This is a genomic window from Rubrivivax sp. A210, assembly GCF_904426505.1.
GTDB lineage: Bacteria > Pseudomonadota > Gammaproteobacteria > Burkholderiales > Burkholderiaceae_C > Rubrivivax.
The window spans coordinates 185,665-197,751 of sequence record NZ_CAJGBN010000023.1 but is presented as its reverse complement, the minus strand read 5'-3'; the positions used below and the strand labels follow the sequence as shown (position 1 = coordinate 197,751).

Below are 12,087 nucleotides of genomic sequence, written 5' to 3'. Positions count from 1 at the left end.
ATCTCCTACCCCAACCCCACCCACCCACTCGCCCCACCCCCGCTGCCCGCCATCTTCAGCCACCCCGAGGTGCGCCAGGCCTCCAGTGGCCCGCCGGCCCAGTCTTGCAGGGCTTCGGGCGATTCGGCTTCGGCCCATTCGGCGCCCAGCCAGCCGTCGCGTCCGCCGCGCTTGACGAGGTAGAGCGACTGGTCGGCCACCTTGACCACGGCCGACCAGTCCAGCGCACGCGGATGGCGGGGTGACAGCGGGAAGCAGGCGTAGCCGATGGAGCAGGTTTTCTGCACCCGCACGCCTTCGCTCAGCACGAAGGGCAGGTTGCCCACGGTCGTGCGCACGCGTTCGGCCAGTTCGGCGGCGCAGGCGCGCGTGGTGCTGCGGGCGACGATGAGGAATTCCTCGCCACCCCAGCGCACCAGGTAGTCGGTCTCGCGGAAGACCAGGCGCAGGCGCTGGTGCATCTCGATCAGCACCTCGTCGCCGGCGGGGTGGCCGTAGTCGTCGTTGACGGCCTTGAAGTGGTCGATGTCGACGAGGAAGAAGACGATGTCGGCGTCCTCGTGCGGCGGTGCGCCGTGCAGCAACACGTCTTCATGGCGCCGCAGCGACAGCGCCACGTCGTGCTCGATGTGCTCGGCCAGGAAGCGGCGGTTGGCCATGCCGGTGAGGGGGTCGGTCTGGCTGGAGCGTTCGAGTTCGGCCGTCTTGGTGCGCAGTTCGTCGGACATCGCCTCCAGCGTGGCCGTGCGCTCCCGCACCTGGGCTTCCAGCGCTTCCTGCCGGCGCCGCAGCACCGCGGTGTGGCGGGCCACGGCGCCGTAGACAGCCAGTCCGGCGGTCAGCAGCACGGTCAGCACCACGGCAGCGCCGAAGCTCTTGGTCTGCCACCAGGCCGGCAGCACCTGCACCTTGATGGCCAGCTCGTTGGGGCTCCACAGCCCGCTGCGGTTGGTGGCGCGCACCTGCAGCACATAGTCGCCCGGCAGCAGGTTGCTGTAGCTGGCCACGCGCAGGTCGGCGCCGGTGGCTATCCATTCGGGGTCGTAGCCCATCAGCCGGTAGGCATAGCGGATGTGGCGCGGGTCGGCGTAGTCCAGCGCGGCGAACTCCAGGCTGAAGGCGCGGTCGGGCGGGGCGATCTGCAGCCTGTCCTGCAGCTCACCGAGCTTGCGCGGCTCGCCGTTGACGCGCAGTTCCGACGCCACCAGCTGCGGCGAGTAGGCCGAGCGGTCGAAGGCCTCGGGCCGCACCACCATCAGGCCCTTGGTGCCGCCGAAGAGCAGGTGGCCGTCGGCGGTCTTGGCATAGGCAAGGAAGCGGCCATTGCCCAGGCGTGCGCCGTCGGCGGGGGTCAGCTCGTGCAGGTGGTCGCGCGCCCGGTCGTAGACGTACATGTGCGTCCAGATGCGGCCACGGCCATCGTCGAGCAGGTTGGAGCCGAAGGGGCGGTTGGTGACCCCGTGGCGGGCGCTGATGCGGTCGAAGCTGGCGTGTTCGCCATCCCAGCCCACGCGCCGGTGCAGGCCGGCCACCGCGGTGTCCACCCACAACACGCCCTGGCGGTCGAAGAGCAGGCCGATGACGACCGGGCTGCCGAGGCCGCGGCCCTGCGGCTCGCCCACCGGCCGGGCCGCGTTGCTTGCCGGGTCGACGGTGTAGAGGCCGCCCGCAGCGCCCACCCAGAGGCTGCCGTCGGGCGCCTCGGCCAGGGCATAGATGTCGCCGGACAGCACCGCGCCGCCGGCCTGGACGATGCGCGCCAGTGCCGCCGTGCCGGGTCGCAGCACATGAAGGCCGTCCTGGGTGCCGACCCACAGGCTGCCATCGCCGCTGGCCAGGATGCGGTGCGCGTTGCCGCCATCGTGGCTCAGCACCCGCAACGGCCGCCGCTCGCGGCTGAACTGGTGCAGGGCGTCGTGGGTACCGAGCCAGACCGTGCCATCCCGGTGCTGGGCCATGGCCTGGATGGCGGGCAGCGGCGGCTCGAAGCGCAGCCGCAGCTTCCATCCGGGATCGAGCACGGCCAGCTCGCCGCCGTTGATGGCCAGCCAGATGTCGCCGTTGTCCAGCGGCAGCACGCCGCGCACATCGACCTCGCGCAGCGGCGCACCGGCTGCGGCGGCAACGCCGAGCACCACGATGCCGCGGTTGCCGGGGTCGTGCCGCTGCAGGCCCACGCCGATGCCGCCCACCCAGATGCTGCCTGAGCTGTCGAGCAGCAGGCTGGTCACTTCATTGGCCGCCAGGCCATCGGGGTTGGAGGGGTCGCGGCTCAGGCGTCGCAGCAGATGGCCTTCGGCGGGGGCTACGAGGTCGATGCCGGTGCCGTGGCCCACCCACAGCGGCCCGCCCGGCGCCAGCACCATGCTGGTGATGCCGCCGCGGCCGGCCGCCGCCGGCGCCGGGTACACGGTCGGGCCGTTGCCGCCGTGGGGGTCGACCCAGGCCAGCTCGCCGTCCTGCATGCCGACCCAGATGCGGCCGTCGGGCGCTTCCAGCAGGCTTTGCACGACGCGGCTGGCGGGCTCGGCCGCTGGGCGCGACAGCACGGTCTCGAAGCGCTCGCTGCCGGCCGCCAGCCGGCTCAGTCCCTGCCAGGTTCCCACCCACAGCGTGCCGGCACGGTCCATCAGCAGGGCCTCGACCCGGTTGCCGGGCAGGCTGCCCGCCTGTTCGCCCTGGCGGTAGTGCGTGCGGGCGCCGGTGCGCGGGTCGTGGCGCACCAGGCCATCGGCAAGGTGGCCGGCCCAGATCGCGCCGTCGGCGCCTTCGGCAAGGGCCAGGATGCGGCTCGTCGCCTCGGGCTTGCCCTCCTGGCCGCCATACAGCGTGACGCTGCCGGTGCGCGGGTCGAAGCTGGCCAGGCCCTGGGTCTCGGTGCCTATCCAGAGCCTGCCGTCGCGTGCCGACAGCATGGCGCTCACCCAGCCCAGGTTGCGGCGGGTGGGATCGAGGGTCTGGCGCTCCTGGGGACGAAACTGGTAGCCGTCGTAGCGCATCAGGCCGTCGCCCGTGCCCACCCACAGGAAGCCGGCGCGGTCTTGTGCGAGGCCGGCGACGACGTCGCGGGCGATGGCCGAGCGGCCTATGGACTCGAACACCGGCTCGGCCAGGGATGCGGGCGCGGTGGCCGCGCTGGCGGCGCTGGCGGGCGCCGTGGCGGCAAGAAACGCGGCGCAGAGGGTGGCCCTTACAAGCGCAAACCCCCGTGCAGTCCCTCGTCGCAGCGGTGCGACCATCCAGGCGCCGTTGTTGAAGGCGAGCCCCTCGCCGGGCTGTGTTGTCGTTGGGCCCCGGCTTTGCGCCGGTCGCAAGCCGCGACCGGCAGTGAGGCGCGAGCATAGCCCGGCCGCTGCGGCCCCGGTTGCGTCACCTCAAGTGCCGGCCGGGCGCGCAGCGCGGTCTCTTCCGGCCGTGACCTACCAGCTCACTTCGCGCTCGGGCGTGGCACCGATGCGGTGGATGGAAATATCGGCGCCGTCGTACTCTTCTTCCTGCGTCAGGCGCAGCCCCAGCGTGGCCTTGAGCACGCCGTAGACGGCAAAGCCGCCGGCCAGGGCCCAGGCCACGCCCAGCAGGGTGCCCAGCAACTGGGCCGCCAGGCTCACCCCGCCCAGGCCGCCCAGGGCCGGCAGGCCGAAGACACCGCAGGCGATGCCGCCCCAGGCGCCGCACAGGCCGTGCAGCGGCCACACGCCCAGCACGTCGTCGATCTTCCAGCGGTTCTGCGTCAGCGTGAACATGACGACGAAGATCGCACCCGCGGCGCCGCCGGTGACGAGCGCGCCCAGCGGGTGCATCACGTCGGAGCCGGCGCACACCGCCACCAGGCCGGCCAGCGGGCCGTTGTAGGCGAAGCCGGGGTCGTTGCGGCCCATCAGCGTGGCCACCAGGGTGCCACCCACCATGGCCATGAGCGAATTCACCGCCACCAGGCCCGAGATCTTGTCGATGGTCTGGGCGCTCATCACATTGAAGCCGAACCAGCCCACGGCCAGGATCCAGGCGCCCAGGGCCAGGAAGGGGATGCTCGACGGCGGGTGGGCGCTGATACCGCCGTCCTTGCGGTAGCGGTTGGCGCGCGGCCCCAGCAGCAGCACCGCGGCCAGGCCGATCCAGCCGCCCACCGCATGCACCACCACGCTGCCGGCGAAGTCATGGAACTCGGCGCCGGTGGCGGCCTTGAGCCATTCCTGGATGCCCAGGCGCTGGTTCCAGGCCACGCCCTCGAACACCGGGTAGACCAGGCCCACCAGGGCCGCGGTGGCGATGAGCTGCGGCCCCATGCGCGCACGCTCGGCGATGCCGCCCGAGACGATGGCCGGTATCGCTGCCGCAAAGGTGAGCAGGAAGAAGAACTTCACCAGCCCGTAGCCGTTGTGCGCCGCCAGCACCTCGGCGCCGGTGAAGAAGCTCACGCCATAGGCGACGGCATAGCCGACGAAGAAATAGGCGATGGTCGAGACCGCGAAGTCGACCAGGATCTTGACCAGGGCATTGACCTGGTTCTTCTTGCGCACCGTGCCCAGCTCCAGAAAGGCGAAGCCGGCGTGCATGGCCAGCACCATGATGGCGCCGAGCAGGATGAAGAGGGCGTCGGTGCCCGGCTTGATCTGATCCACTTGTCTTGTCTCCTGGGGCGGGCCCCGATCGAAGGCGGTGCGCATGCACCACAGGCCGCCGAAGCGCACCATTGATGCAAATTTCAGGCCCGACTTGGGGCGGCGCAGGAGGATGAATCCGTGCGCAGATGGGCGTGGAGCGCATCAATGTGGTGCCGCATGCGCCATGTCGGTGCAATCCCCCGTTTCGATTGAGGTGGGCGCCGGAAGGCGCAGGCCGATGCGGCAAGCCCTTGTGCATACTCGGGCGCCGCAATCCTATGGGAGATCAAGGTGGCTGCATTGACAGGTTCGGTAGGGCAGGGCGGGCGCAATGCGCCGGCCGACGTGACCCAGGTCCAGACACTGCTGGCCGCCAAGGGCGGCGACCCCGGCGCGGCCGACGGGCAGTGCGGTGAGCGCACGATCGCGGCGATCCGCAAGTTCCAGGCGGGGTTCATGGCGCTGCCCGACGGCCTCATCTCGCCCGGTGGCGGCACCTGGCGCAAGCTCACCGACGCCAACACGGCGACGCTGGTGCAGTGGAGTGGCGACAGCGCGCAATGGCCCGAGGACAAGAAGCTGCGCAGCATGCACCCGCAGCTGAGCCAGAAGGTGCAGGCTGTGCTGGTCGCCCTGCGCGACGCCGGCTTCCAGCCCAAGGTCTATTACGGCTGGCGCTCGGTGGAGGTGCAGCAGCGCCTGTTCCTGGCTGGCAACAGCAAGGTGCGCTTCAGCTTCCACAATGTGCAAAAGCCCGATGGCACGCCCTTGTCGCACGCCGCCGACATCATCGACGCCCGCTACGCCTGGAGCCCGCAGGCCGAAAGCTCGGGCTTCTGGCAGGCGCTGGGCGCCGCCGCCAAGAAGGAGGGCCTGATCTGGGGCGGCGACTGGGTTTCGTTCCGTGACTGGGCCCATGTACAGCTGGTCGACAACGGCGAGCTGGCGCGGCTGAAGAGGGAAAGCGGACTGTGAGATCGGCTTTCGGCCTGGCCGCCCGGGTGGCATGCCTGGCCTTGGTGCTGGCCAGCCTGCCAGTGGTGGCGGCGGCCGAGCGGCTGTGGCTGGTGGTGGGCGCCAGTGATACCTCGGCGGCGCGGCTGGCGCGCCAGGCGCAGGCGCTGGCACCGCGGGCCAGCGCGGGCCTGGTGGTGCAGATGCGCGATTGCGGCGCGGCCCGCCAGGCCTATGCCTGGGTGGCTGAGGTCGCCAGCTCGGCCGAGGCGGCCCAGGCCGCGCTGGCGCGGGCGCGCACCTATGCCGCCGACGCCTATGTCAAGCGCTGCGACGCGGTGGCGGGCTCGCTGCTGGCGCGGCGCATCCCGGCCATCGACGCCAGCATCGCCGCCGTGCCCGAGGATGCGGTGAACTGGGGCGACGAAGACCGCGTCTCGGAACTGCGCACGCTGGGCGCAGGGCGCAGCCTGCTCGTCACGCGCCATTTCGACGCCCGGCCCAACGATGAACTGGAAGGCCGCCGCACGCGCCTGAGCCTGATCGGCGCCGATGGCCAGGCGCGCTTGCTGCTGGAACACTGCCTGATCGGCGCCGCGCCGGCCGCGGTGTCGCGCCAGGGTGACGTCGCCCTGCAGTGCGCCAGCGAGCAGGCTGCCGACCACCTCTTGCACCGCGTTCATGCCTACAGCGCGGCCGGTGCCGAGTGGGGCCGTTTCGAGCGCTGCCGCAACCCGCGCTGGGCCGAGGCGGCGCAGCCGGTCCTCAGCTGCGAGGCCGAGAGCGTGGCTGCCGACGGCCGCCTCGAGCTGCGGCGGCAGCGCCAGCCCCTGCCCTCAAGGCCCTGACGGCCCTGACGGCCGCGGCTGCAGCGCCATGTGTACGGGCACGGGCGCCGCGGCGCGCGGGGCCGCCCGCGCCCGCAGTTGGCCGCAGCCGGCATCGACATCCTGGCCGGCCGAGTGGCGCAGCTTGGTCAGCACGCCGCGGCGGTGCAGCCCGCGGGCCAGCTCGCTGGCGCGCTCCCAGCTCGGGCGTCGCCAGGCCAGGCCCTCGACCGCGTTGTAGGGGATGAGGTTCATCAGCGCGTACTTTCCGGCCAGCAGGCGCACGATGCCGTCCATCTCTTGCGGCCCGTCGTTGACACCTTCTATCAGCGTCCACTGGTACTGGATGGGATAGCCGGTGGCGCGGGCATAGCGCTCGCCCACCGCCACCAGTTCTTCCGGCGCCAGGCGCGGGGCGCGCGGCAGCAGTTCGGCGCGGCGTTCGGCCACGGTGCTGTGCAGCGACAGCGCCAGCGCCGGCCGCACCTGGCCCGGCTGCAGCGCCAGCAGGCGCGCAAAGGCGCGCGGGTCGCCCACGGTCGAGAAGACCAGGCTTTTGTGGCCGATGCCGCCCACCGTGCCCAGCAGGGTGATGGCCTCCAGCACCGCGTCGAGGTTGTGGGCCGGCTCGCCCATGCCCATGAAGACCACCTTGCGCAGCGCGCGGGCGGGTTGGCTGGAGCGCGCCAGCACGACCTGGGCGACGATCTCGGCGCTGCCCAGCTGGCGCAGCAGGCCGCCGCGGCCGGTCATGCAGAACAGGCAGCCGACGGCGCAGCCAACCTGGCTGGAGACGCACAGCCCATCGCGCGGCAGGCGCACCGCCTCCACCGTCTGGCCGTCGTGCAGGGCCACGAGCAGGCGCGCCGAGCCGTCCTCGCCGGGGTGTTCGGATTCCAGGCGCGCCAGCCCGGCCAGTTCGGCTTCCAGCCCTGGCAAGGCCTGGCGCAGCGCCAGCGGCATGAAGTCCTGCAGCCGGCGCCGGCCGCCTTCCTGCGGCTGAGCCTGGAGCCAGCGCGTCAGCACATGGCGCTCGTGGTCCGCGTCCGCGCCCAGGGCGCGCAGGCGGGTGCGCAGCTGCTCGATGTCCATGGCCGTGATTGTCGTCGCGCGCAGCGCATGACCTTTTGCGAAAGCCGGCGCCAGCCCGGGTGTGGCCGGCGTCGACAATGCCGCCATGCCTTGCCCATCCTTGCCGCGCCGCGCCCTGACGGCCTTTGTCCTTGCCGCCGCATCCGCCGCCGCCCAGGCCCAGACCGCGGCGCCAGCGCCCGCTCCCGCCGCCTCGGCGCCCGTGGCCGCCGGCCAGGAGGTGCAGATCACCGGCGGCCGCGTCGCCGACACCGATCAGCGCCGCCAGAGCACGGCGGCCAAGATCGTGATCGGCCGCGAGGAGATCGAGAAATTCGGTGACGCCACCGTCGGCGAGGTGCTGCGCCGCCTGCCCGGCGTCAGCACGCCGGGCGCGCCCGGGCGCGGCGGGCCGCCGCGCATGCGCGGGCTGGGCGGCGGCTACACCCAGTTGCTCATCGACGGCCAGCGCGTGCCGCCCGGCTTCAGCCTGGAGTCGCTCACGCCCGAGCAGGTCGAGCGCATCGAGGTGCTGCGCGCGCCCACCGCCGAGACCGGCGCGCGGGCCATCGCCGGCACCATCAACATCATCACGCGCGAAGGCCTGAGGCGGCGCCTGAACGACCTGCGCATGAGCCTGGCCGTGGAAGACGGCGAGCTGACTCCCGGCCTGTTCTGGACCCACAACGACAGCCGCGGGCCGCTCACCTACAACCTCTCGGCCGGTCTGTTCGACAACCGCCGCCACTCCAGCAGCGAGACCGTGGACGAGAGCCAGGATCTGGCCACCGGCGCCACCGTGCTGCACCAGCAGACGCGGCAGGACTCGCAGGAGCGTCGCCAGGGCCTGAACCTGGGCGGGCGGCTGCAATGGCGCCTGTCCGAGAACGGCGACCAGCTGATGCTGATGCCCAACCTCTTCACCAGCAAGAGCACGACGGCGCGCCGCTTCAGCCTCGCGCAGAGCGTGCCGCCGCCGCCGGCGCTGCCGCTGTACGACCTCGGCACCCAGAACAACGAGAACAGCTTCACCAACCTGCGCCTGGGCACGCAGTGGCGCCAGCGCCTGACGCCGGCCACGCGGCTGGAGCTCGACGGTGGCCTGGGCCAGTGGCGTGCCAGCGGCCAGACCGAGCGCAGCGAGTTCCGCGCCGGCCAGGCCCTGGCGCTGCGCCAGGCGCAGGACGACAGCCACTCGCGCGAGCGTTCCGCCAACCTCGCGCTCAAGCTCAGCAGCCTGCTCGGCGGCGACGAGGCCCAGCCGGGCAGCGAGCACAACCTGGTCGGCGGCATCGAGGCCGAGAGCGTGCGCCGCGTCGACGAGCGCGTCTCGCTGCAGGATGGCGCGGATCTGCTCACCGACTTCGGTAGCAACCTGCAGGCCAGCAGCCTGCGTCTGGCGGCCTGGGCCCAGGACGAGTGGAGCCTGACGCCGCAATGGGCGTTGCACGCCGGCCTGCGCTGGGAGGGCATCACGACGCGCGGCGACGCCGGCGACGGCAGGCGGCCGCGCAACGAGAGCAGCGTCTGGACGCCCCTCGTCCACCTGCTGTGGAAGCCCGACCCCAAGGTGCGCGACCAGGTGCGGCTGAGCCTGACGCGCAGCTACCGCGCCCCCGCCGTGAGCCAGCTGATCGCACGCCCGGTGATCAACAACCGCGACCCGGTGAACACGCTCAACAAGCCCGGCAACCCCGACAGCGCCGGCAACCCGACGCTGCGGCCGGAGCTGGCGCGCGGCATCGACCTCGCCTTCGAGCGCTATCTGGAAGGCGGCGGGCTGATCAGCGCCAACCTCTTTTACCGCGAGATCAAGGACTTGATGCGCAGCGTCACCGAACTCGAAACGGTGAGCTGGAGCCCGCAGTCCCAGCGCTATGTGGCGCGGCCGCAGAACATCGGCAAGGCCAGCACCACCGGCATCGAACTGGAGGCCAAGTACCGCCTCGACCAGCTCGTCGCCGCCGCGCCGCGCATCGAGCTGCGCCACAACCTGAGCCTGTACCGCTCGCGCGTGCAGGGCATCCCCGGCCCCGACAACCGGCTCGACAGCCAGGCCCCGGCCAGCGCCAACCTGGGCGCCGACTACCGGCTGCGCGGCGCACCCTTCACGCTGGGCGCCAATGTCAACTGGACGCCCGGCTACCGCACTCAGCAAGCCAGCGACCGCGCCACCTGGGCCAGCATCAAGACCATCTGGGACGCCTTCGTGCTGTGGACCGTCAACCCCGAGACGGGCCTGCGCCTGCTGGCCAACAACCTGGCGCCGCGCGACTACGCCAGCAGCACCGAGTTCGTCACCGCCACCACGCGTGACAGCTCGCGCACGCTGAACCCCAGCTATGCCAACTGGCAGCTGCGGCTGGAGCTGAAGCTCTAGCCGACCGAGGGCCGGGTGTGACTTCGGTCCTCCAATCGCGGCGGCGGGGGCCGATCAAGGATTGAGCCCCTGCCTCCGATGAGCGGATGCGCGGGCCCGCCGCCGCGATGCCTGCCCACTCTGCCCGTTCCAGTTATGTCCAGCGCTGCCCCCAGTGCGGACTCGGCGTGTGGCGCAGCGGTGCCAGGCGGCCGGCCGGGGCCGCGGCCGGCCTGCGCCACTACCACTGCGACGATGCGGCCTGTGGCTGGCAGGGCCTGTTGCCGCGCCTGCCCCGGCTGCAGGCCGGAGCCGGGCGCCGGCGGCGGCGGACCTGGTTCGTGCCGCTGCGCCGCTGGATGGAAGCGCTGCGCCACTGGGCCGGGCCCGGCCTGGCCTTCACGCTGCTGGCCGCCGTGGCCGGCGTCATGCAGCTGGCGCCGCGGCCCGAGCCGGGTCCGCCGCGCCTGGCAGCGGGCGAGACCTTCGAAGGCCTGCCGCTGCCGGCCGTCCATCCGCTCAAGGTGCGCTGGGCCGAACGCCTGAAGGCGCCCGAGGCCGCCAGCGCGCCGCCGCTGGCGCTGCGCCGCCACTGCCTGTGGGGCAAGCCGGGCGGCAATCCCTACCGCGGCACGGTGGAGCAGGCGCTGGAGGCGGCCGCCCTGCCGCCCGAGGTGGTGCGCCTCATCGCCGCCCAGGTGCGCGTCGGCAAGCCGGCCGACCAGCTGGTGATAGACCGCGACGGCATTCGCGCCTTGGGCAGCGGGCGTGTCTTCGACCCCGCCAGCATGGCCATGACCTACGGCCTCACGCTGTGCGTAGGTACGCGCGTCAATTTCACCGACGGCCACACCGAGCCGGCGGCGCTGTACGAGGCGGCCGACGCCGCCGGCCGCGTCTACGCGGTGATGGTGCCCAAGGTCTGCGGCAACGTCACCGTGATTGCCGAGCCGCGCCGGCGCGCCGGCGGAGGCGGTTCGCTGCCGGTGGTGCTGGCGGCAGCCGATCCGCTGGAGCAGGACCACGGCTTCAGAGTCACCAACCTGGTCGCCGACCCGGCGGCTGCGGCCAGCGCGCCGCGGCCGCTGCCCGAGCCCGGCACGCTGACGCTGTCGGGGCTGGCGCTGGCCGGGCTGGTGGCGCTGCGCCTGTTCCGCGGTCGCGGCAAGGGCGACTGAGCCAGCGCCTAAGGGCAGGCCCCGGCTGTGTCGGGCCGGGGTGCGGGGCACACTGGGGCACACCGCTTCCGACTGCCTGCCCAGAGCCCCAGCCCATGACGATATCCCGCCGCCACCTCCTCGCCGCCGCAGCGGCCACGACTGCCCTGCCCCGCGCCACCCGCGCCCAGGGCGCCTGGCCGGCCAAGCCGGTGCGCATCGTCGTGCCCTTCGCCGCCAGCGGCACCACCGACATCCTGGCGCGCGCCATCGCGCCCGAGTTGCAGCGCGCCTTCGGCCAGCCCTTCGTCGTCGACAACAAGCCCGGCGCCGGCGGCAATACCGGCGCCGCCGAGGTGGCCAAGGCGCCGAACGACGGCTACACCTTCCTGATGGGCACGGTGGGCACGCACGCCATCAACCCGTCGCTCTACCCGAAGATGCCGTATGACCATGTGCGCGACTTCGCCCCCGTCACGCTGGTGGCCGGCGTGCCCAATGTGCTGGTGCTGAACCCGGCCACGGCCCGGAAGTACGGCATACGCTCGGTGGCCGATCTGGTGAAGGCGGCGCGCGCCAACCCGGGCCGGCTCAACATGGCCAGCTCGGGCAACGGCACCAGCATCCACCTCGCGGGCGAGCTGTTCAAGAGCCTGACCGGCACCTTCATGCTGCACCTGCCCTACCGCGGCTCGGGGCCGGCGCTGATCGACCTGATGGCCGGCAACGTCGATCTCATGTTCGACAACCTGCCCTCGGCCCTGCCCCACATCAAGAGCGGCCGCCTCGACGCCCTGGCTGTCACCAGCGCCCAGCGTTCGGCAGCCCTGCCCGATCTACCCACGGTGGCCGAGGTCGGCGGCCAGGCGCTGGCCGGCTACGAGGCCAGCTCCTGGTTCGGCCTGCTGGCGCCGGCCGGCACGCCGGCCGAGATCGTGGCCCGCGTGCAGCAGGAAACCGCCAAGGCCCTGGGCACGGCCGCCATCAAGGAGCGCCTGCAGGCCCAGGGCGCCATTCCCAGCGGCATGGTGCCGGCGGAGTTTGCGCGCTTCATCGACGCCGAGACCCGCAAATGGGCCGCGGTGGTCAAGGCCTCGGGGGCCAAGGTGGACTAG

General features: G+C 72.4%; 8 protein-coding genes. 5 read left to right on the top strand and 3 right to left on the bottom strand.

Annotated features, from left to right (window positions below; all coding sequences use genetic code 11):
- Window positions 1–5: 5 nt before the first annotated feature.
- Both JMV16_RS14520 and JMV16_RS14515 read right to left on the bottom strand, forming a co-directional pair.
- Window positions 6–3,239 carry a ligand-binding sensor domain-containing diguanylate cyclase gene (locus JMV16_RS14520; RefSeq protein WP_201494999.1) on the bottom strand — a complete coding sequence of 1,078 codons (3,234 nt, stop codon included), beginning with the start codon at window positions 3,237–3,239 and terminating at the stop codon, window positions 6–8.
- A 180-nt stretch (window positions 3,240–3,419) separates the two neighbouring features.
- Window positions 3,420–4,667, bottom strand: coding sequence for an ammonium transporter (locus JMV16_RS14515; RefSeq protein WP_411565033.1), 1,248 nt, complete (start codon window positions 4,665–4,667; stop codon window positions 3,420–3,422).
- A gap of 228 nt (window positions 4,668–4,895) precedes the next feature.
- Between JMV16_RS14515 and JMV16_RS14510 the strand changes: the two genes are divergently transcribed.
- Window positions 4,896–5,579, top strand: a complete 684-nt coding sequence (locus JMV16_RS14510; RefSeq protein ID WP_201494997.1) for a peptidoglycan-binding protein — start codon at window positions 4,896–4,898, stop codon at window positions 5,577–5,579.
- Window positions 5,576–6,406 (top strand): hypothetical protein, encoded by an 831-nt coding sequence (locus tag JMV16_RS14505; protein WP_201494996.1) that lies wholly within the window; start codon window positions 5,576–5,578, stop codon window positions 6,404–6,406. The genes JMV16_RS14510 and JMV16_RS14505 overlap by 4 nt, the downstream gene beginning before the upstream one ends.
- Here the strand turns inward: JMV16_RS14505 and JMV16_RS14500 are convergent.
- Window positions 6,395–7,477, bottom strand: coding sequence for an RNA methyltransferase (locus tag JMV16_RS14500; RefSeq protein ID WP_201494995.1), 1,083 nt, complete (start codon window positions 7,475–7,477; stop codon window positions 6,395–6,397). The two genes, JMV16_RS14505 and JMV16_RS14500, sit on opposite strands and share 12 nt — an antisense overlap.
- A gap of 85 nt (window positions 7,478–7,562) precedes the next feature.
- Here JMV16_RS14500 and JMV16_RS14495 point away from each other — a divergent pair, with 85 nt between their 5' ends.
- The 3 genes from JMV16_RS14495 (at window position 7,563) to JMV16_RS14485 (ending at window position 12,087) form a co-directional block, all read left to right on the top strand.
- Window positions 7,563–9,836 carry a TonB-dependent receptor plug domain-containing protein gene (locus tag JMV16_RS14495; RefSeq protein ID WP_201494994.1) on the top strand — a complete coding sequence of 758 codons (2,274 nt, stop codon included), beginning with the start codon at window positions 7,563–7,565 and terminating at the stop codon, window positions 9,834–9,836.
- 107 nt (window positions 9,837–9,943) lie between these two features.
- Window positions 9,944–10,993, top strand: a complete 1,050-nt coding sequence (locus JMV16_RS14490) for a hypothetical protein (RefSeq protein ID WP_201494993.1) — start codon at window positions 9,944–9,946, stop codon at window positions 10,991–10,993.
- Between the two features lie 95 nt (window positions 10,994–11,088).
- On the top strand, window positions 11,089–12,087 hold the full coding sequence (locus tag JMV16_RS14485; RefSeq protein ID WP_201494992.1) for a tripartite tricarboxylate transporter substrate binding protein: 999 nt from the start codon (window positions 11,089–11,091) through the stop codon (window positions 12,085–12,087).